Annotated in this window: 14 protein-coding genes; 3 read left to right on the forward strand and 11 right to left on the reverse strand. The window is 59.8% G+C overall.

What is annotated here, in order from left to right:
* Positions 1-98: 98 nt before the first annotated feature.
* Positions 99-710, reverse strand: coding sequence for a bifunctional phosphoribosyl-AMP cyclohydrolase/phosphoribosyl-ATP diphosphatase HisIE (gene hisIE, locus GGR28_RS10705; protein WP_183495783.1), 612 nt, complete (start codon positions 708-710; stop codon positions 99-101).
* Between the two features lie 39 nt (positions 711-749).
* On the opposite strand from hisIE, the gene GGR28_RS10710 reads away from it, so the two are divergent.
* A complete protein-coding gene (locus GGR28_RS10710) occupies positions 750-1,229 on the forward strand; it encodes a hypothetical protein (RefSeq protein ID WP_183495784.1) in 480 nt (159 codons plus the stop codon).
* Here GGR28_RS10710 and hisF read toward each other — a convergent pair.
* Complete coding sequence (gene hisF / locus GGR28_RS10715; RefSeq protein ID WP_183495785.1) at positions 1,219-1,983, reverse strand: imidazole glycerol phosphate synthase subunit HisF; 765 nt, start codon at positions 1,981-1,983, stop codon at positions 1,219-1,221. The genes GGR28_RS10710 and hisF overlap by 11 nt on opposite strands.
* A gap of 130 nt (positions 1,984-2,113) precedes the next feature.
* Here hisF and GGR28_RS10720 point away from each other — a divergent pair, with 130 nt between their 5' ends.
* On the forward strand, positions 2,114-2,773 hold the full coding sequence (locus GGR28_RS10720; RefSeq protein ID WP_183495786.1) for a GDSL-type esterase/lipase family protein: 660 nt from the start codon (positions 2,114-2,116) through the stop codon (positions 2,771-2,773).
* Between the two features lie 3 nt (positions 2,774-2,776).
* Here the strand turns inward: GGR28_RS10720 and GGR28_RS10725 are convergent, their stop codons facing one another.
* Entirely contained in the window at positions 2,777-3,553 is a 777-nt protein-coding gene (locus tag GGR28_RS10725; RefSeq protein WP_183495787.1) for a ThuA domain-containing protein, read from the reverse strand.
* A gap of 107 nt (positions 3,554-3,660) precedes the next feature.
* On the opposite strand from GGR28_RS10725, the gene GGR28_RS10730 reads away from it, so the two are divergent.
* Positions 3,661-4,296: a LysE family transporter gene (locus GGR28_RS10730; RefSeq protein ID WP_183495788.1), complete on the forward strand. Its 636-nt coding sequence runs from the start codon at positions 3,661-3,663 to the stop codon at positions 4,294-4,296.
* Positions 4,297-4,369: 73 nt separating this feature from the next.
* On the opposite strand, the gene GGR28_RS10735 is transcribed toward GGR28_RS10730, so the two are convergent.
* From GGR28_RS10735 to GGR28_RS10770, 8 genes are all read right to left on the reverse strand, one after another.
* Positions 4,370-5,827 (reverse strand): RagB/SusD family nutrient uptake outer membrane protein, encoded by a 1,458-nt coding sequence (locus GGR28_RS10735; protein ID WP_183495789.1) that lies wholly within the window; start codon positions 5,825-5,827, stop codon positions 4,370-4,372.
* Between the two features lie 24 nt (positions 5,828-5,851).
* Positions 5,852-8,839 carry a SusC/RagA family TonB-linked outer membrane protein gene (locus GGR28_RS10740; RefSeq protein ID WP_183495790.1) on the reverse strand — a complete coding sequence of 996 codons (2,988 nt, stop codon included), beginning with the start codon at positions 8,837-8,839 and terminating at the stop codon, positions 5,852-5,854.
* 7 nt (positions 8,840-8,846) lie between these two features.
* A complete protein-coding gene (locus GGR28_RS10745; RefSeq protein ID WP_183495791.1) occupies positions 8,847-11,036 on the reverse strand; it encodes a glycoside hydrolase family 3 N-terminal domain-containing protein in 2,190 nt (729 codons plus the stop codon).
* Positions 11,037-11,139: 103 nt separating this feature from the next.
* Complete coding sequence (locus tag GGR28_RS10750) at positions 11,140-12,528, reverse strand: glucoamylase family protein (protein WP_221233873.1); 1,389 nt, start codon at positions 12,526-12,528, stop codon at positions 11,140-11,142.
* A gap of 11 nt (positions 12,529-12,539) precedes the next feature.
* Positions 12,540-15,251, reverse strand: a complete 2,712-nt coding sequence (locus tag GGR28_RS10755; protein ID WP_183495793.1) for a T9SS type A sorting domain-containing protein — start codon at positions 15,249-15,251, stop codon at positions 12,540-12,542.
* Between the two features lie 30 nt (positions 15,252-15,281).
* Positions 15,282-17,153 carry a glucoamylase family protein gene (locus tag GGR28_RS10760; protein WP_183495794.1) on the reverse strand — a complete coding sequence of 624 codons (1,872 nt, stop codon included), beginning with the start codon at positions 17,151-17,153 and terminating at the stop codon, positions 15,282-15,284.
* Positions 17,154-17,360: 207 nt separating this feature from the next.
* A complete protein-coding gene (locus GGR28_RS10765) occupies positions 17,361-20,012 on the reverse strand; it encodes a triple tyrosine motif-containing protein (RefSeq protein WP_183495795.1) in 2,652 nt (883 codons plus the stop codon).
* Positions 20,013-20,084: 72 nt separating this feature from the next.
* Positions 20,085-21,677, reverse strand: a complete 1,593-nt coding sequence (locus tag GGR28_RS10770) for a RagB/SusD family nutrient uptake outer membrane protein (RefSeq protein ID WP_183495796.1) — start codon at positions 21,675-21,677, stop codon at positions 20,085-20,087.
* Positions 21,678-21,681 lie beyond the last annotated feature (4 nt).

The raw sequence follows: 21,681 nt of genomic DNA on the forward strand, positions 1-21,681 counted from the left end.
GGTGAGGGATTGAAGGATTGAGGGGGTGGGGGATTGAGGGGATAACAGCCCGGGGGTGTGGATTGGTTGCGGGAGGGGATTGCTCCTGCGTTCCCGCCTTATTTGTGACGTTTGCGGAGGACGTCCTTTACCTCTGCGAGGGTGTAGCCCTTAGCGGCCAGGAGGACGAGGTAGTGGTACATGAGGTCGGCGGCTTCGCCGAGGAAGAGGTCCTTGTCGTTGTCCTTGGCTTCGATGACGAGCTCGACGGCTTCTTCGCCTACTTTTTGGGCGACTTTGTTGATGCCGCGGCGGAGGAGGGAGGTGGTGTAGCTGCTTTCGCTGGGGTTGTCGCGGCGGTCCTGGATGGTGCGTTCGAGGTGAGCGATGAAGTCGCCCTCGTTCTGGTGGTCCCAGCAGGTATCGGAGCCGGTGTGGCAGACGGGGCCGGTGGGAGTGGCCTGGATGAGGAGGGAATCGCGGTCGCAGTCGGCATCGATGCGGATGAGGTTCAGGACGTTGCCGGAGGATTCCCCCTTGGTCCAGAGGCGCTGCTTGCTGCGGCTGAAGAAGGTGACCCGGCCCGTTTCCAGGGTTTTGGTCAGTGCTTCGGCGTTCATGTATCCCTGCATCAGGACCACGCGGGTCGTGCCGTCCTGCACTATTGCGGGAATCAAGCCGTTTTCTTTACCGAAATCGAGTGCTGCTACGGTATCGCTGGTTACTTGCATTGACGTTATCTTAATCACTTACTTACCCCTCCCGATCATATGGAACGATCCTCCACCCTAGACGACGGCTACGGCAGCGAACTGACCCTGACCCGCCAAGATGCCGCAAACCTACGCAAAGCCGGCAAGTGGGGTCGCTTTCTGGGTATCGTAAGCATGGCATTTGTCGGTATTTTTCTGCTGGTGGCGGTCTTATTCGGCGGAACCTTCCTTGCACTTGTCGGGGCGACGGGAGGAATGGCCCCGTTTAACGGTGGGGGAGTCTTGCTCACCATCACGCTTGCCGTCTACGCCGCCATCTTCCTGCTCTTGTTCTATTTGTCTTATTTGCTGTACAAATTCGGGGCCGAAGCGACCGTGGGCATCGATCACGGGAATTCTCGGGCCGTGAGCGATGCGCTGGGTGCGCTGGCCCGACTGTTCAAGCTGTACGGCATACTGACCATCGCTTACCTGGGCTTTACCGCCCTGATGTTTTTCGCTACGCTGGCCGCGGGTGCTGAGGCCTTCATCGGCTGATCGGCCGCACCGGTACGCCCTCCCCGGCCAGATAGTCCTTGAGGTCGGAAATCTCTACCTCCCCGAAGTGAAAAATGCTGGCGGCCAGTCCGGCATCCGCCTTGCCCTTGGTGAAGACTTCGGCGAAGTGTTCCTTGTTTCCCGCTCCGCCGCTGGCGATGATAGGAATGCTCAGTTGCTCGCTCATGCGGGCCAGGGCATCGTTGGCAAAACCGGCTTTGGTGCCGTCGTGGTCCATACTGGTGAAGAGGATCTCACCGGCACCCCGCTCCTGCGCCTCTCCGACCCAGTCGTACAGCTTTTGCTCGGTCTTAATGCGGCCGCCGTTGAGGTGGACGTACCAGTCCCCGTCGACCAATTTTGCATCGACCGCCAGCACGACGAACTGGTTGCCGAAGGCGTAGGCCAGCTCGTCGATCAGTTCCGGGCGGCGTACGGCGGCGGAGTTCACGGCAACCTTATCGGCCCCGGCGTCGAGCAGAACGTGAACGTCCTCCAGGGCCTTGATTCCTCCGCCGATCGTGAAGGGGATGTTGAGGTGGCGGGCGATGTCGCGGGCCAGGTCGGCCAGGGTCTTGCGGCGTTCGTGGGTGGCGGTGATGTCGAGGAAGACCAGCTCATCGGCCCCGGCCAGGCTGTACTTCGCACCGAGCTCGACGGGGTCGCCGGCGTCGCGCAGGTTGACGAAATTGACGCCCTTTACGGTTCGGCCGTCCTTGATGTCGAGGCAGGGTATGATTCTTTTTGCGAGCACGGGGAAGAAGTTAAAGCCGGGGAACGCCGCCCGCCGACGGGAGGTTGTTGAACACTACTTCGGGAAGGAGTAAATTCACGGGCTGCCACGGTATTTTCACCGCTCCCGCGAACCCGCCCAACAACTTATAATGCGCTACCTATTATTCTCCCTTCTGCTGTCCTGCTCGCTCCTCACCGCCCAGGATGCGACCCGGTTCGAGTCTTCCATTCAGGCCTTTGAGGCAGCCGATGAGGTGGAGCCCGTAGCGCCCGGTGTGATCTTGTTCGTCGGCTCGTCCTCGATTGTAAAGTGGAATACCGTAGCGGAAGATTTGCCCGGCCACCGCGTGTTGAACCGGGGCTTCGGCGGCTCCGAATTCAGCGACCTGCTGTACTACGCCGATCGCGTGATCTATCCCTACCAACCGAGCGTGGTGTTCGTGTACGAAGGGGACAATGACATCGCCGCGGGCGACTCCCCCAAAGAAGTGCTCAAACAGGCGAAAAAACTACGCAAGTTGATTGCGAAAAATGTCGGAAAAGACGTGCCGGTCGTCTTCATTTCCCCCAAGCCGAGCGTGGCCCGGTGGGCGTTAAAGGAGAAATACGAAGACGCGAATGCGCGCCTGCGGACCTATACGGAAAAGACCGACCACACCTACTACGCCGACGTCTGGACCCCGGCCCTACAGGCAAACGGGGAGGTGCGCGACGACATTTTTATCGCCGACAACCTGCACATGAACGAAGCCGGCTACGACATCTGGCGTGCCGTGATCTCACCGATCGTGGATCGATTGGACCGGTAAGCGCTACTTGGTTGTCTTGAGTCCCTTGCCGGTAGCCGCCCAGTAGATGCCGCCGTAGATGTGCTGGAGGAAAAGGTCGTCCTTGTAGGTATCGTCGATGTGACCCAGTGCGGTGTAGAAAGCTCGCCCGCCGTCGAAATCGTGGTACCAGGCGATGGGGTGAAAGTCGCCCATGCCGTCGCTTTTTTTGGTACCCCAGTCGACTTGTGGATCGTAGGTTTGTTCGTCCACGGTGATGAGGTAGTTGAGGTCGTCGACGGTAGCGGGGGAGAAATCGTAGATCTCGTCGGTCCACAACAGGCGGGCCGGCCACCGCTCCAGCCCGGGAAAGTTGGCGTCAACTACGTCAAACATGGCCGTCTGGTTCTGCGGGTGTACGTGAAACATGTGCCCGACCAGTTGGGTGTACCAGGGCCAGTCGTACTCCGTATCGGAGGCGGCATGAATGCCCACGTACCCCTTGCCCGACTGGATAAAACGCTCGAAGGCCGCCTGCTCCTCGTCGGTGAAGATGTCGCCCGTGGTGCTCAGCATGATGATGACGTCGTAGTTTTCCAACCCTTTATCCGACAGTGGAATGGCATCCTGCTGCCGATCGAGCACGAAATCGTGCCGCTTCGCAAGCGCCTGTAGGGCCGGGATACCCGCGGTAATGGAGGGATGGTGCCAGCCGGCGGTCTCGGTAATGAGCAGGGCGCGAAATTGCTGGGCGGAGAGTCCGCCGGAAAGCAGCGCGCAGAACAGTAGGGAGAGGAGGGGAGTAAAGGGTCGACTTTGCATGACACCAATGTACCGCATTGTCCGCTATCTCACTTGCTCAAAGTAACGAAAACCCAACCTACCGCCCGTGGGTCGGGTTGTGAGCATGACCTACCTAAACCTACTGCTTGGAATACCTCATTGCATTACTTATCGGCGTGGCCGCTTCCGCCGGTGCCGTCCTTCCGCCCGGAATGCTGAACATGGCCGTAGCTACCACCAGTCTGGAGGCGGGGAAGTCGGCCGGATTGCGTTACGCAGCGGGTGTCGTGACGGTGTTTCTCGTACAGACGACCATCGCCATCGTCGGCGTAAACTTTCTGCGCACCAATCCCGACATCGTGGAACTGCTGAGTTGGTGGGCCATTCCGGTGCTGGTTTTTCTGGCCCTGTTCTTCCTCTTCAAGTGGTACCGCGAGCAGCAGGCCACGGAATCCATCGAGCAGCAGCGGGAGGAGAAAACGGTCGACAACCCCTACTGGGAGGGCATCAGCGTCAGCCTCATGAACTTCCTGGCCATCCCCTACTTTTTCGCCATCGGCAGCTGGCTCATGGCCGATGGGGTGCTCGATCCCGCCGTACTCGCTAAAGCAGCGTTCGTAGTGGGCGCGTCCGCAGGTGCAATGCTCATTCTAACGGCTTACGCCAGCGGGGCGAAATGGATCGACGCCCATGCCCATTACATCACCCGCAATATTCACCTGTTGGTCGGTGCGCTGTTCGTTGTGTTGGCGGGGGTGCAGAGCTACCGGATGTTTTTTTAGCTCTTGGGATTGCATCTTACCAAGATTGTCAAAGGATGAGGAGAGTAGGCTACGTCGCTTTCTCCGCAACCGATCAGTAATTGGGGTTCTGCGTCAGAGCACCCTGGCTGAGGTCGATCTCCGTCTGCGGGATTGGGAACAACTCGTTCTTTCCCGGAGTGAAGTTTGGCCTCAGGGGCTGCATCACTTCGGCGGCGCGATCGGTACGGACGAGGTCGAACCAGCGGTGCTGCTCGAGGGCCAATTCGACACGGCGCTCCTTCAAAATGGCGGTACGTAGGGCATTTTTGTCGGTGGTCGTGACGTCGGGCAGTACGTTGTCGTTTCCGCCCCGGGCCCGCTCGCGCACCTGATTGAGGTAGACGAGTGCCTGTTCCGGCTGCCCGATCTCGTTCAGTGCTTCGGCGGCGATAAGCAGCAGGTCGGCGTAGCGAAATACCCGGACGTTGCCCGGGCCATTGCCGTTGCCGCCCGGATGCTTAGGCACGAAAGCTTTCTGGTTGAAGCGCTCCCCCACGATGTTATCGTCTCCTACCACGATGGCCGAGCCGTCCGGCAGGACTTCTCCGACGTACAGGATCGTAGCATCCCGTCGGGGATCACCTGATTCAAAGGCCTGTACCAGGTTGTCGCTGGGCTTATTGAACCCCCAACCGAGATTGGGTACGCCGCGCACACCCTGCACCTCGTTGTACTGGGAGCCACCGCCGCCGATCTCGAAGGCCGCCGCCTGCACTTCGAAGATGCTTTCGCTGCTGTTCTCCCCCTCGAGGGTAAAGACCTGGGCGTAGCTGGGAAGGAGGGAATAGCGACCGGAGTTAATTACTTCAAGGGACAGATCGGCAGCCATCTGGTAATTCTTCCGGGTGAGGGCCACTTTTGCAAGCATGGCCTTGGCGGCACCACTGGTGGCCCGTCCGACATCCGCTCCGCTGTAGGTAGCGGGAAGTACGTCCGCGGCGGCCCGTAGGTCGGCCTCGATCTGGGCGTACACCTCATCGCGCGGAGAGCGGGAAATCTCAAAATCAGTCGGGAAGGGGTCCAGAATCAGGGGCACGTCGCCGAACCAGCGCACCAGGTTGAAGTAGTAATACGCACGAAGAAACTTGGCCTCGCCGATCAGACGGGCGCGGAGGGTTTCATCCATGGTTGGCACTTCCGGGATTCGGGAGACGGCCAGGTTGCTCCGAAATACACCAGTGTAGTAGCCACCCCACACCGTTGACGGTGCCGTATTGGTCGCCGTAAACGTGAAGTCGTCCACCTCCTGGAGGAAGAAGCCATCGGCAGTGAAGCTGCCCTTATCGGCGTCGTCGCTTACGATGTCCGTCATACCGATGAAGGCGAACACGTGAGTCTGCCACTGACGGAGTTGATTGTAGACCGCATTGACGGACTGTACCGCCTGCTCCTCGGTCTTGAAGAAGTTATTGAGGGTGTATTCGCCCTGGGGGGTGCGGTCCAGTACCTCGTTGCAGGATGCAGCGACGAGGACAACGGCGGCCAGAGCGATATAGATGATCGATTTCATGGTTGATTAACTTTAGGGTCAGGACTAAAAAGTGACGTCAATACCGGCCGTTAGGGTGCGGGCGATGGGATAAATGCTGCCCCGGTCGATGCCATTGTCAAAAACACTACCGTTATAGATCTCCGGATTGTAGCCCGAGTACTTCTGGCTGGTCACCAGGTTGGTGCCCGATACGTATATTCGTAAAGACTGCGCGCGGAGTTTCTCCGTAACCCCCGACGCAAAGCGGTAGCCCAGGGTCACATTGCGCAGGCGGAGGTAGGAGCCGTCTTCGACAAAGCGAGTGGAGAGGGTTTCGATGTTCTGTCCGGCCTGGGTGATGCGGGGCTCGGAATTGCTGGTGCCCTCCCCGTTCCAGCGGTCCAGAAAGCTGGTTTCGTAATTGTAAGCGCCGAAGCGTGCCATTTTTTTGGCATTGATGACTTCGTTGCCGAACTGGCCGGTGAGGTCGAAACTGAGCTCGATGCCCCGGTAATTGGCCGAGCCGTTGACTCCGAGAATCATATCCGGAATGGCGGAACCCAGGATCACCCGGTCTTCGGCGGCAGTGATGACCCCATCCCCGTTCTGATCGCGGAAGCGGAGATCGCCAACCTGCTGATTGCCAAACTTAGGGAAGGTCGCCAGTTCCTCTTCGTTCTGGAACACGCCGTCCAGTTCGTAGCCGTAGAAGGATCCGGCGGCAAAGCCAACGCGTGAGTTGGTACCCAGCTGGCCGCCGATGCCGAGGCCACCGTTGAAAAAGTCGACGGCCGTGCCATCCAATTTGAGCACTTCGTTGTGGACAAAGCTGGCGTTGCCCCCGATAGAATACTGAAAGTCGCTCCGCGTTTCCCGCCAGCTGACGTTGAGGTCGACGCCGCGATTCAGTACGGAAGCGACGTTGCGGAGGGGCGCATTGGCACCGATGTAGTCGGGGATCGGCGCGTTGAAGAGAATGTCGTTGGTCACCTTCCGGTAGAAGTCGGCTTCCAGCAGAAACTTGTTGTCGAAAAGGCCGAGTTCTACACCGATGTCGGTTTGGGTAGTTTCCTCCCACCGCAGATCGGGATTGGCAAGGGTAGTGAGGGTTGAGCCTGGTACCAGGACGGGGTCGTTCCCAAAGACCGCGCCGACGCCACTCACCACGCGGGGCAGGTAGTCGAAATCGCCGATGCGGTCGTTGCCGGTCTGTCCCCAGCTGGCCCGTAATTTGAGGCGACTGATAATACCGTCGGCATTAAAGAAATCTTCCCGACTGATGTTCCAGCCCAGGCCCACCGAGGGGAAGAAACCGTACTTATAGTTGTCGCCGAAGCGGGAAGAGCCATCGAGGCGACCCGAAACCGTGATCAGGTAGCGGCTGTCGAAGGTGTAGTTGAGGCGGCCGAGGTAAGAAACCAGGCCCCAGTTGGAACCCGCACCACCGCCGTTCGTAGCCGTGGTGACGTCGCCGGAATTCAGGTAAAAGAAGGAAGGATCGTCTCCGATCAGTCGTTGCCGGCCGCCGTTGAGAAATTCACCGAAATTGTCCTGGTAGGTTACCCCCGCCACTCCGTCGAGGTGGTGAATGCCGAAGTTGTTGTTGTAGCTCACGGTATTTTCCCAGAGCCAGTTGCGATTGTAGCCGTTGAAGACGTTGATGCTGCTCTCCTCGTTCTGCTGGTTGGCGCTCACGAAAAAGACCGGAGAGAAGTTGCGGTTGCGGTTGTAGTCGAAGTCGAGGCCGAAGTTGGTCCGGAAGGTGAAGTGGTCGAGGAAGCTGATATCGGCGTACGCATTACCGACCGCGCGGTAAGACTGGCTGCGGTTATTGCTGTAAAAGATCGTGGCCAGGGGGTTGCCCGTGTTGCCGATCGCCGTAGCGTCGCCGAAGTTACCGGCCGAGTCAATGGGCACCGTGATGGGGTCAGCCCGGTAGGCGGTAGTGATGATGCTACCCGCGTTGACGTTGTCGGAACCGTTGATGCCGAGCGAAAGATTGCTGCCGACATTGAGCCAGTTTTTTACTTGGCGGGAGTTGTTGAGGCGAATCGTAAAGCGATCGAAATTCGAGCCCTCGATGATGCCGTCCTGGCGGAAGTAGTTGGCACTGAAGTTGAAGGTACCGCGGTCGCCCCCTCCGTTGAAGGACAACTGGGCGTTGTAGATCGGTGCGGTGCGGAATACCTCGTCCTGCCAGTTGGTGCCCTCACCGTACTGCTCCGGATTGGCGAAGCGGGGTTGCCGTCCTTCGTTGACGTCCACCTCGTTGAGTAGGGTAGCGTACTGGTTGGCGTTCAGCACGTCGATGGTGCGAATAACTTCCTGGGTGCCGGTATATGCGCTTACCGTAAATCCGCCTGCTCCCGCGGCCCCGCCCCCCTGTTTGGTACTGACGATGATCACGCCGTTGGCGCCCCGCGCTCCGTAGATGGCCGTAGCGGAGGCATCCTTGAGTACGGAAATGCTCTGCACGTCCTGCGGATTCAGAAAGCTGATGTCGCTGAGGATCATGCCGTCGACCACGAAGAGCGGATCGGCGTTGTTGAGCGTACCGACGCCCCGAATGCGAAAAATGGCGTCCGCGCCCGGCGCGCCCGAACCCGGAATGATCTGTAGCCCCGAAACCTTGCCCTGGAGCGACTGGCCCAGCGACTGGGTGGGAATGTCGGTCAGTTCCGAGGATTCGACAACCGACACCGCACCGGTGAGGTCATCCTTTTGCTGCACGCCGTAGCCGATGACGACTACTTCCTCAAGCAGCTCGGTAGATTCTGCCAGCGTAATGTCGATGACGGTCCGGCCGGCGATGGCCACCCGCTGCGTTTGAAAACCGGTATAGGAGTAGATCAGGGAGTCGGTCCCCGCCGGTACGGTGAGGGTGTAGGTTCCGTCAAAATCAGTAACGGTACCGGTGGTGGTGCCCACGGCCTGAATGCTGACCCCGATCAGGGTTTCGCTGCCGTCGGTAACCGTGCCCGTGACGGTCGTTTGGGCGGAAAGCGTCAGACTCAGGAGCAGTACAAAACTGAAGTATAGTAGTCGCAGCATGATTTGGTTATTCTAGGGTAAGGTTGATGCTATTCGTGGTGCGGGAGTCTTCACCCACATAAACGCGAAACTCGCCCGGCTCGCTGCCAAAGCTCATGTCGCGGCGATAAAAGGAAAAAGATTGGTTGTCAAGTGCGAAGGTGACCGTTTTGGTCTCGCCGGCCGCCAGTTCGATGCGCTCGAAGCCCTTAAGCTCCCGCAGCGGGCGGGTGACGGAGCCGACCACGTCCTGCACGTAAAGCTGTACCACGGTGGTGCCCTCGCGTTGGCCGGTGTTGGTGACGTCGACGCTGACTGTGGCCGTACCGTTGCGATTGATGGTAGATTGGTCTACCGACGGCTTCCCGTATTCGAAGGTGGTATAGCTCAGGCCGTAGCCGAAGGGGTACAACGGGTCGTTGCTCTCGTCGAGGTACTTACTGGTGTACTTGTTGTTGGCATCACGGGGGCGGCCGGTGTTCTTGGCACTGTAGAAGATGGGTACCTGGCCCACGGAGCGGGGGAAGGTCATGGGCAGACGTCCGCCGGGATTATGGCCACCGAAGAGAACGTCGGCCACGGCATTGCCGGCTTCCGTACCGGGGTACCAGGCTTCGAGGATGGCGGATGCGGTAGAATCGACGCCGGGAAGTGCCAGGGGGCGTCCGTTGAAGAGGACCACGACAACGGGTTTTCCGGTGGCGGCGAGTTGTGCGATCATGGCCTCCTGCTCATCGGGTAGGGTAATATCGGCCCGACTGGCAGCTTCACCACTCATCCACCACTTTTCGCCGGCCGCCACCACGATCACGTCGGCACGACGGGCGGCCTTGACTGCATCGACCATATTTGCGACGTAATCAATGGTAGCTCCTTCAATTGCATTGCGCATTCCAGTGAGGAGGGTTATGCAGTCGGTGGCTCTTCCGTCGCCGTGCCAGGCACCGAGCATGTCCTCCTGGCTATCGGCCAGTTCGCCAACGACCAGGATTCGGCCCCGGTCGGAGGAGAGGGGCAGAGTGTTGTTGTCGTTTTTCAGCAGTACCAGGCTCTCCCGGCCAATGCGGCGGGCGGCGGCGCGGTGGTCATCGGTCAGGATATTCTCCTTCTCCCGGATGGTGTCGGAGTAGCGGTACGGATCGTCGAACAGGCCGAGGGCGAACTTCATGCGGAGGATGCGGCGCACGGCTTCGTCCACTTCTCCCTGAGATACCTCTCCGCTTTCCACTTGCCCCACGAGGTGGTCGTAGAAGACGGCTCCCTGCATATCCATATCGACGCCGGCGTTCACGGCGAGCTTTCCGGCGGCGGCCTCATCGGCGGCGACCCCGTGGGGGATCATTTCGTTGATGCTGGTATAGTCGGTGACCACAAAACCCATGAAGCCCCACTCGCTGCGCAGGATGTCGGTCAGTAGGTGCTCGCTGCCGGTGGCCGGTACGCCGTCCACTTCATTGAAGCTGGTCATGAAGGAGCCCACACCGGCGTCCAGTGCAGCCTTGAAGGGCGGCAAATAGATGTCGCGCAGTACCCGTTCGGAAATGTCGACGGTATGGTAGTCCCGTCCGGCCTGAGCGGCACCGTAGGCGGCGAAGTGCTTGGCGCAGGCCAGCAGGGTGAAGGGGTCCGACAAGTCATCCCCCTGAAAACCCTTCACCCGCGCGGCGGCGAACTTCATGCCCAGGTAAACATCCTCGCCCGCTCCTTCCATCACCCGTCCCCAGCGGGGATCGCGGGCGACATCGACCATGGGAGCATAAGTCCAGTGCAAACCGGCGGCGGCACTCTCCCGGGCGGCAATGCGGGCGGATTCCTCAGCTCCTTCCAGGTTCCAGCTCGCGGTCTCTCCGAGCGGGATGGGAAAGATGGTCCGGTAGCCGTGGATCACATCGTAGCCGAAGAGCAATGGAATACCCAGTCGCGTTTCCTCCACCGCGATCCGCTGCAGGCCACGGTTATACTCTGCGGTATGCGCATTGAAAATCGCCCCGAGCCGGCCGGTCTTGATGTCATCCTGATACCCCTCCCGGATGGTCGGCCCGGTCACGTCCCAGTCGCTCGTAAACAGCGTCATCTGCCCCACCTTCTCCTCCAGCGTCATCACAGACAGCAAGCTGTCGATACGGCCCTCGTGCCCCGCATCATACCACCCAGGTACCGTCTGCCCACTTACAACGCCAGTCAGGAGCAGCCCGACAATCCATCCAAACATCTTCATAGTAGTAGTTTTTCAATCCCTCCTCCCTCAATCCCTCTCTCCCTTCAAACCCTCTCTCCCTGGACTCGGCGGACGAGCCTCGTGCCTCGGTCGGCCGACGAGTTCACTCCAGCCAGCCACCCGTAAAGCCGGCACGCTCCAGTCCCTTGCGGATGTAGGGGTTCTTGCGCATCAGGTTCCAAATCAGCTCGCTGCGGTGATTCTCAATTTGAATGAGGATGGGGCCCTGGTCGATTCCGAGGTAGTCCACGTCGTACCAGCCGTTCTCGTTGCCCTCACCGAAGGTGTAGCTAGGATTGAAGGCGTCCTTAAATCCGTAGGGCCCTACCAGACTGTCGTACTGGGTTGTCCACATGTGTTCCAGGGCCGCGATGCATTCTTCCGGGGCGAAGGGCACCGAACCACCGGCGGCGGTGGGCGCGATGGTGCCGTCGTCGATGATGTGGCGCGAAGAAGCTCCGCGGGCCCGGTAGTCGAAGAATTTAACCTCCTGTCCGCGATAGATGGTGTCGAGGCCACCCGGTCCGTCGCAGGCGGTAAGGCCCCACTGGTTCGGTCCGTAGCCGACGAAGCCCATCGGATTCTCGATGCAGTAAGCCCGGTTGGCGAGCGTCGCCTTGCGGCTGTTCTCGAAGTAGTCGCTGTCGTGTTCCCGCATGTAGGCATCCTGGATGCCGCGGAAGTCGATGTACATCTGACTGTACTGGTGACCGAAGAGCGGACTGAAATTCAGGTGCTCGTAGCCCTGAAACTCGTCCCACTGGTAGCCTTCACTCCACCGCTCCCAGGCATCGTCGGGCAAGGGATGAGTGGGAGAGCCCATGCCCAGTACGAGCAGGATCATGGCTTCGTTGTAGCCCCTCCAGTCGGCGGGGATGAACTCACGGTCCGGCCGCCAGCCCATGCTCATGCGGCCGTTTTCGTTGAGCGACCAGTCCCACTCCACCCGGCGGTACAGTTGGTCGGCCAATTCGCGGATACGGCGCTCCGATTCATCATCGCCGTCGAAGTAGCTCTGGGCGGAGAGCACCCCGGCCATCAGCAGGCCGCTGTCGATGGTGGAAAGCTCCACCTCTTTGTAGCGCAGCGCCTCGTCGTTGGTCAGGAAGTGGTAGAACAGTCCTTTGTATCCGGCCACTCCCGTCATTTCCGGACCCTGCGGCAGGCTCCAGAGTTTTTCCAGGGTCAGCAGGGTTCGTTCGGCGGCCTGCTCACGGGTCACGTAGCCTCTTTCCACTCCTACGAGGTAGGAAGTGAGCCCGAAACCGGTCGCGGCAATGCTGCTGAAGCGTTCGGTCGGCCAACGGTCGGGGATCTGGTAGTTGCCCGGCAGGGCGGTTTCCCAGAAGTAGTTGAAGGTCCGGCGTTGTAGTTCGTCGAGACTGAAGGCAGCCTCTGCGGTATCGTTACCGGCACCGTCCTGCGCCCGCCCGACCCCCGAGGGGGCCTGACAGGCGCAGCACAGCACGAGTAAGATGCTGGTTATTCGCATCGTCATAAGGGCTATCGCTTAACCACCATCGAGCGGGCGATCATCCTTCCGGTACGGTCCTGGGCGGTGAGTAGGTAGGTTCCCTTGGCCAGCTCTCCGAGTTCCCACTGCACCTGCGTGCCCGCCCCGGTATCCTGTTTGCGGGCGACCTGTTGGCCGAGCATGTTGGTGAGGGTGAAGCTGGTGGCGCCCAGCGCGTTTTCGATGGTCAGCTGGTTGCTGATCGGGTTGGGGAATACGCGCAGCGATTCGATGGTCACGGGTGCGAACAGACTGGTCAGGTTACCGCAATCGCCTCCGCCTACCGCGATGTCGTCGAAGTAGTACGTCATGGCGGCGGTGGGTATTTCCGTGTTGTTCATGATGATGGTGATGCGGTCGTACATGGCACCGTCGGGGAGCGCACTCATGTCGAAGGTGAGCTCCTGCCAGTCGCCCGGCGTCGTGTATTCCGCAATTACGTCACCGCTACCGGGCGCGCCGTCGCGTGGACGTTCCAGTTTGAAGGCTACGGTAGTGGCGAAGTCCATCAGGACCTTCATGGTTACAAACTTGGCCCCGCTCGTGAGTACGATGGGTGCTTCCAGGTCGGAGTACATACCGGCGAAGGGCTCACCGTTGGTTGCCTCCTCGAAGGTGCCGACGCGTTCGCTGTCGTTGATGCCCGTCGTCTTGGGGTTGTCGGAAATAATGAAGTCGTTCTCGCTGAAGTCACCGTTGGCGAAGTAGGTCCAGTCGGCCAGGGTGTAGTCGACGTTGTCGAAGGTCGAGATGCAGGATGCGGCGTAGGGTGCCCGGCTGAAGCCGAGGTCGTCGATGTAGTAGGTATTGACCGCCGCATTGTCCTCACCGGCACCGAAGAAGAGCACGAGCTTGGTGTACCCGCCGCCCACGGCGTCGCTGAAGTCTACGGTGTAGGTAGACCAGGCATTGACGGTGTCGATCTCCACGAACTTCTCCACGTTGGCACCGGTACCGCCTTCGAGTTTGAAGAGCAGTTGACCCTCAACGGGGGCCCAGACGGTAGCGCTGAACTGGTTGCGCAGGCTCAGATCGATCGGAGTGGCGTAGTCGACGACGAGGGCGTTGAAGCTGCCGGGCTGATCGTCGAATTTGCCCACTTTGGTACTCTTGTTGGGAGAGTCGTCGCCGGCGTCGGGATTGTCGACGACCGTGAGGAACTGAGCATCGCCCGAGTAAGTAGCATTCCGTTGGCACTCGAAGTCATCGAGTATGGTGGGGTCCGGCTCCACGTCGGCGCAGGCATCGACGGTGCTCTGGCCCTGGGTCAGGTTGTCAAACAGGTACAGGCCCGTGCCGGTGGTATTGGGGGCAAACTGGATGTTTATCTGCTGAAAATCGGTGATGTCGTCAAATTCCTCGAAGTTGAAATTGAGGGTTTGCCACTCCTGCCCCGTAGTAGCGGTAGCGGTAGCGTTCTTGGGACCATCGGTAGCACTGACGAGTTGCAGGGTCACTTCGGTTCCATCGGCCGGAACCCATACGTCCAGGTTGAGCTGGGGGTTGCTGCTTAGGTCGAGCCCAGCGGGGAGGGTAGCGGTCAGGGTGCTGAAGAGGCTGCTGCCGCGGGTGTACGAACCCACCGTGCTGCTGGTATTGATGTCAGTATCGGGATTGACGATCGGACCGTTGAACGTACCGTTCAGGTCACTATTGCCGTTCAGGGGACCCCAGCTGAGCTTGGCGCCGCCCTCGAAATCCTCCAGGGGTTCGGCGGCGGGGGCCGGCGTGAGGGTGATGTCGTCGATGTAGTAGATGTCGCCTTCCGCTTCGTCAACGCCGACGTTGAGGAAGATCACGATCTTTTTGTGGTTGGCACTCGCCTGGTCGCTGAAGTCGATGCAGACCTCCGTCCAGGTGCTGGTTTCCGACACCGTGGCACGACGCTCGACGGCCGCTGATGTACCGCCCTCCAGTTTGAAGAGGATGTCACCGGCGATGGGTGCCCACACCTTCATGCACAGCATGTTGTTGGTCGACAGGTCGATGGCCGAGTTGTAGTCGATCACGAGGGCGTGGAAGGCGCCGTCCCGGTCGGTGTACTGACCTACGCTGTCGCTGGTGTTGATGCCGCTCTTGTCGGGGTTCACGATCACCTCGATGTCGTTGAAGCCCGGTACGCCGTAGGTGGCGTTGCGCTGGCACTCAAAGTCGTCGACGATCGTCTCGTCCTTCACCGTCCCGGCACAGGGGCCCGCGGGCGAGGCGATGAGGTTGTCGAAAAGGTAGGTGTCCGTGCTGGTTTCTACCCCCGGATCGAAGAACAGGATGATGTCCGTCAGACCGGTAAAGCCGGCGGCGGCACTGAAGTCGAAGGTGTAGGTGCGCCAGACGTTGGCCGTGGCGATGTTGACGGTTCGCTCGATGTTTTGTCCGCCGCCTTCCAGCTTCATCAGCAGCTGAGTCGCTGCGCCGGCGTATATCTGAATGGAAAACTGGTTATTGGTACTCAGGTCGAGGGGAGCGTCCAGTTTGGCAACGAAGTAGCTGTAGGCCTTGTCGCCGGCCTTGGTGTACGACCCCACCCACTCACTGGTGTTAGCGGTCGAATCCTCCGGGTTTTCAACCGGGCCGGCGTAGGTACCCTCGAAGGCTTGCCAGGGTAGGTCGGCGGTGCCGCCCTCGAAATCTTCGAGGACAACTTGCGCATTCAGGCCGAAGCCGGCCGTGCACAGAAGCAGAAGAAGTAAAAGTCTTTGCATGATCGTGTAAATTGATAGTGTAGAAAGAAACTATTTGGTGATTAACAGGGGCAGAGAGGTGCTTCCCTCCGTGCCGCTTATTCTGATATAATATACTCCAATTTGCGGGCGGGGCCGCAGGTGCAGTGGAATTTCGTGAAAGCCGTGCTCCAGGGTAGCCGCTTCGCGAAGCCTTGCGACGAGCCGACCGCTTGCGTCCATCAGATCCACCGCCACGCGCTGTGCACGATCGAGGGAGAGCGACAGAGTTGTCCGGTCCCCGGCGGGATTGGGATAGAGCCGGGGCCGGGAGGTAAGAAAGGGGGGCAACTGGGCTACGGCAGTGGTCGTACTGTCCTCCACGAAGCCGATGGCAGCGAGGGCGGGAGCGATCTCGGGGCTCGACATGAAGAGGTCCCACAACAATCCGCTACGGTGGTTCTCGATCATGACGATGATGGGGCCCTGGTCGATGGCCAGGTAGCTGTCGGCGTACCAGTTCCTGCCCGGATTGAAGGCATCGTAGAAGCCGTAGGTGCCCCAGGTCTTGTCACCGAGGTCCCGGTAAAAATGCTTGAGGGCGGCCATGCTTTTTTCGGGGGTGTAGGGCATGCTGCCCAGGGCGGCGGTGGGGGTGAGGGTTCCGTTGTCGGTCTCCGGGCTGTCGGGCGCGTGTGCTTTGTATCCGTCGGGATCGTCGCTGGCGGTTAGCCCCCAGGCTTCCGGACCGTAGCCTAGGCGATTGTAGGGGTTGTCGACGGCATGCTCGTACTGAATGAGCGTCTGGTTGGTGTTCCGTTCAAAATAATTGGCGTAGCGGTCGCGCTTGCCCCGCGGATCGAAGCCCAGGTAGCTGTAGTGGCTAAAGAAGAGGGGGCCGCCCTTGCCCCTACCCACCAGCAGGGGAATGCCGTAGAAACTGTTGTCGGTCGTGTAGTTGCTGCCCGCCCATCCGGTATGGTAAAGGCTAGCGGGGATGCGGTAGGCAGGATTGGGTGCCGCGGCAGCCAGGATGTAGGTGATCTGTACCTCGTTGAAACCCCGCAGCGGCAGGTTGATGGCAAACTGGTTGGTCGGCGACCAGTGCCAGTACAACACGTTCTCCACCTGCTTGCGGTACCAGTTCCAGTTAACCTCTTCCCATATTTGGTTGACGTTGGCACGCAGGCGTACTTCCTCCTCGCTTTCACCCGCGAAATACTGCCGGGAGGTAAGCAATCCCTGCAGTAGAAAGGAGGTCTCGACGAGATCACCGCCGTCGTCGCGGGGACTAAAGGGGATTACATCTCCGGTCGCACCGTTCATCCAGTGGGAAAAAGCTCCCCGGAAGCGGGGGACGGTGAGGAGAAAATCGATGATCTTATTGGTGCGCGTCAGTGCTTCTTCGCGGGTGATGAAGCCGCGTTCGGCACCGACGATCAGGGCCATCAGACCGAAGCCGCTGCCGCCGCTGGTAACCGTAGCGGTTGAATTGCGCTCCCGGGCCAGTCCCGATACCGGATGGCCGAAATCGTAGAAATAGCGGAAGGTATAGGCCTGCACCATATCGAGGAGGGCGGAATCGCTCATCTCGTAAGTGGTCGCCTCCACGGTATCGGAAGGGGTGCCGAGCTCACCGCCGGATGTGACGGCCCGTATAAAATAGCGACTGCTGACGTCGAAGTCGCCTACGAAGTCGATGTAGGAATTTCCGACAATGCTGGCGGAACCGAGGCTGGTAAATTCCCCACCGGATCGGGACCCGTACACCCGCACGCTACTGACCGCTGGATTAGCGGGTTGATCCCACGCCAATTCAATGTGGTGATCGTAGGCCTGGGCGCTTAATCCGGTGAGCGGACCCGCCTGTGCGAGCAGTCCGCCTCCGGTGGCAGTAAGCACTACGAAGAGAAAAGAGAAGTGCGTACGGAGTTGTTTATACATGCATTTTCGACTTGAAATTCCGTTGGGGCATCCCCGAAATTACTTCACCAAGGTCGCCGATGAGCCCCGTAAAACCTAGAAAAACACCTCACCACGACTACGCCATTGCCCACGAGCGGACATTCCGGGCCGTGTTGGCTGGTAACTTGGTACAAATCATCCCTGCCAGGAAATGTTTAGGGGCGGGTGCCGGTATCCGAAGCCGACCTATTGAAAATCTCGGACATACGCATTGAGGTTGTCGTTTCCGTCCAGGCCTAGCTTTTTACGCAGCCGGTACCGCTTGTTTTCGACTCCCCGGACGGAGATGTGCAGGAGGGGGGCGATCTCTTTGGAACTGAGGTCCATTTTCAGGTAGGCGGCGAGTTGCAGGTCTCCGGAGGTAAGCTGGGGGTGGGCCTGTCTCAGCCGCTTCAGGAACGCTTCGTGAACCTCGTTGAAGTGAGATTCGAAGATGGCCCAGTCTTCTTCGTGGTTGAGGTTACGGTCGATGAGGTGAAGGAGTTTCTGTGCATCCCGGGCCTGGTCTTTCTTTCCGGATTGCGCCAGCTCTTCCTTCAGGTCCAGCAACATTTCATTCTTTTTGGCCAGGGTGAGGGTCGTATTGGCCAGTTCCCGACTCTTGCGGTGGTTTTCCTCTTCGAGTTGCTGGTTGCGGGCTTCGATCCGTTGGCGCTGGAGCTGTCGTAAACGTATAGCCTCCAGTTTCCGGGCCTGGCGGTTCAGGCGGTTGGTGTGCTCGCGGAAGAGTAGGTAGATCATCCCGGCAAAAAGGGTGATGTAGGCGAGGTAGGCCCATACGGTGCGGTACCAGGGGGGCGGCACGGTAAAGGCGATCTCCCGCTCCGTACCGAACCAGTCCCCCTGCACCTGAAACCGGTAGTCTCCCTCGGTGAGGTTGGTATACTCTTTTTCTCCCAGTTCTGACCAGGTCGACCAGCGATCGGAGAAGCCCAGGAGCCGGTACCGGTAGCGTATGGGCCGGTCGAGCGCGGGCAGGGCGTAGGTAAATTGCCAAACGTTGTTCCCGGAACGGGTTAGCCTGAGTAGGAGCCCGACGTCTGCGGGTTCGGTTTCCTCCGGGCGGTAGCTGGCGTAACCGTCCTCCAGACAAAATAGGTAGGTACTGTCCGGAAGCGCGATGATGCGAGGAAAATTATACCGCAATCTCACGGGGTAATCGGCCAACTTCCTACTGCCCCGGTAGGCCGTGACGCGGTCCTTATCCACCACAAACCACTCCTGAGTACCGACCCGGCCGGGCAGGCAGTACTCACCCGGATGTACGTTTACTCCCCGGACCTGGGTGACGGGAATGAAGGTCCCAGCGGAATACCGGTACCGACTATCGGCGGTCTGTACGAGCAGGGTATCCCCGAATCGGGTAAGGAGTGGCCGGATCAGGTCGGGCGAACGAATCGTGTCTACCCCCGTCAAAGTATGCCAGTCGTCGGAGAGCCGCACGCGGTAGGCTCCCCGCGATCCGTGTAGGGCGAGAATTTCGTTGCGTTCCGTCCGGGCGATGAAGCGGATGGGAGCAAGCAATCCCTCTACCCGATGCTCAGCACCCGCGCCCCCGCAATCGAGTACGCTAATGCCGGTATAATTCGCCTGAAGCAGCCTGCTGCTGTCTCCGGGAAGCGGTATCGTCTGCCAGCCTCCCGACCGGTCGGAGATGAGTGTGGCAGCACCGTCCTTTACCAAAAAGGTGCCGTCGTTGTGTCCGCACAGGAGACCGTAGGGGGTCACCCGGAGTTCCCAGACCTGCCCGGCCGTACCGGGTACGAGCTTGAAATCCCGCAGCCGATCATCACGAACGAATAAACCCTGGTTGGTGCCGATGTAGAAGTTTCCCCCGTACTCGGCCGCGGCGTAGACGGCCCCGACCGGCTGCTTGCCCTGCCGGTAAAATCGGAGGGGTTCGCTGCGAACGATAAGGTCCAGGCCGCGGTCTAAACCGACCCATAGATTCCCGCTGCGGTCTTCGAAGAGCGCCAGTACCGTGTTGTTGCTGAGCCCGTTGCCGTAACTAAGGTGTTGCTCGATTCGGCCGTCGGCAGTGAAGAGGTACACCCCACCCATGATGGTCCCTACCGCTACGCTGCCGTCCCGAAGCACGACGATGCGGTTGATCTGCTGGTCGCGGAGCAAGTCGGTCGCTTCCGTAGACCAGGCCCGGTATCCGCCCTTCCCGTAGGTCAGTATTTCCTCGGTAGTAGCGAAGAGCAGGCGATTGCCGGTACCCGCGATGGCTACGATGCGCCCGCCAGGTTCACTTTCCGTGAGGTAATTGCCGGTATCCCGGCTGGGCTGTACCAAAACCCCCCGGTCCGTGACGGGTACCAGCAGAGAATCTCCGGTGGCGTGGGCAAACATGATGTTGCCGGGCAACTGGACGGCGAGGGAGTCTCCGCGCAACCAGTACAGGCGGGAAAAGGACTGGAGGGCGACGTCCCCGGAAGTCAGGACCTCGATGTTCCAGACCTCCTCGGTCTGCTCAGCGGCCGGCAGGCGGGTGGAGAGGGAGGTATAGTCGCCGAGTACGCCCTCTTCGTCGGTGAAGTACCCAAATTCCCCATATCCCCCTACGTATAGTCGATCATTTGCCCACTGCACGGTCCGTACGGTAGGGCGGCCGGGCAACTGGTGAAGGCTCCAGTGGAGTCCGTCGAAGCGTAGCACTCCCCCGGAGTTGGCAACATAGAGGATGCCGTCGGGCGACTGGGTAATGCCCCAGTTTTGGTTCTCCCCACCGTATTCCGCCACCGAGAAGGACCGGATGCGGGGGGTCAGCAGCTCCTGTCCCGCGGCGGAGCCGAAGGTCAGGCACAAACAGCAGAAAAACAGCAAACGGGGCACGCCGTACGGGATGGTGAATCGCCAAGATAAGCCACCCCGAAAGTCAACGTGCCCCGTCGTACGGACGGACGGTTAGTATCCCGTGTTCTGTTGCAACTCGGCGTTGCGCTGTAATTCCTGGTCGGGCAGCGGTAGGAGCAGGTGCTTTTCCTCGAAGGTCGGGCCCCAGGTGCTCTTGTGCCCGATGAGCTCGACGAAGTTGATCTCCCCGTCGCTGGCCTCCGGGTACTTCCGGGTACGGATCATATCGTACCAGATCTTGAAGTTGAGCGCCAGCTCCCGGTTGCGTTCCGCCCAGACTTCCTCCACGAAGTCCTGTACGGACAGGCCGGACAGTGCGCCGCTAATCTCATCGGCGGTCTGCATGTAGTAGGCGCGGCTACGTACTTGGGTAAGGTAATCTACCGCCTCGGCGGTGACCCCCTCCGAGCGGGCGATGGCTTCGGCGGCGATCAGCAGTACCTCAGCGTAGGTGTAGGCGGCCACTTCGAGTTCGGAGTTGGCGGGATTCGACGTTCCGAACAGTGCCTCATCGTCGTGCCACAAGTAGGGTTGGAAGCGGAAGGTACTCGTATTGCCGCCGTCGTCCGTATAGGTGTTATGCCAGAGTTGCTTGTTCTGAATGCGCAGGTCTTCCGCGTCGTCGTACATGGCGATAAACTGATCGCGCGGCTCGTAAGCTTGGTTGGTGATACCGTAGTTCGTCTCGCTGGTCAGGGTTACCGGGTAGGTATATGCTGGGTAACCGGAACCTGCGATGCCGATGGCGAATTCGATGGGGTATACGAATTCAGTCGCGTTCACTTCCTGGCGGCGGATCTTGTTGTAGGCGCTGTTCTCGGCGTCGACCTCACCCGTTCCCGAATCACGGTTGTTCTGGGCCAGCGAATGACTGCCGCTGTTGATCACCATCCGTGCTGCCGTGGCCGCGGCGGCGTAGTTGTCTTCCTGCACCGGAAAACCGCTACGGGTCAGCTGCACGTCGGCCAGCAGGGCGGCGGCGGCCGGACGAGAAACGCGGTAGCCGTTGCTCACCATATTTGCGTTGGAGAGTCCGGCCGAATTAACGGCGAACTCGAGATCCTGTACGATGAGGGCATAAACCTCCCCGGACGAAGCCCGCGGCCGGTAGATGTCGTTGGTCGACTCGTAAGGCTCCACGATCAGCGGCACGTCGCCGAAGTGGCGTACCAGCATAAAGTACGCCCAGGCCCGGAAGAAACGAGCCTCGCCGAGTAGGCGGTTGACCTGCGCGTCCCCGAGACCCTCGGTGGTCGGGATGTACTTGATCGCGTTGTTCGCCCGGCTGATCTCCCGGTACATTTGCGACCAGTAATCATTGAGAATCGAGTTGGAGTTGATGGCATTGAGCTGCAACTGCTGGGCAAAACCGATGTAGGCGTACTGCCCCTTGTAGTTGTTTTCGAAAAATCCTGAGAGGTAGGGGCCGTACATGATGTTCCGGCCGTTGTACACGCCACCGTTCATCCAGAGGGCGGGTGCGCCGTCGCGGTAAAGCGCGTTCACGGCATTCTCGGCGTGGGAGGGCTCGGTGAAGAATTGATTGAGGCTGGCCGCACTACGGGGCTCCTCTTCGAGGAAGCTGGAGCAAGAATATCCTACACCGCCCAGTAGCAGCAGGGCCGCTAGTTTGATAGCATTCATGGTA

Origin of the sequence: Neolewinella aquimaris (genome assembly GCF_014197245.1) — a bacterium.
GTDB lineage: Bacteria > Bacteroidota > Bacteroidia > Chitinophagales > Saprospiraceae > Neolewinella > Neolewinella aquimaris.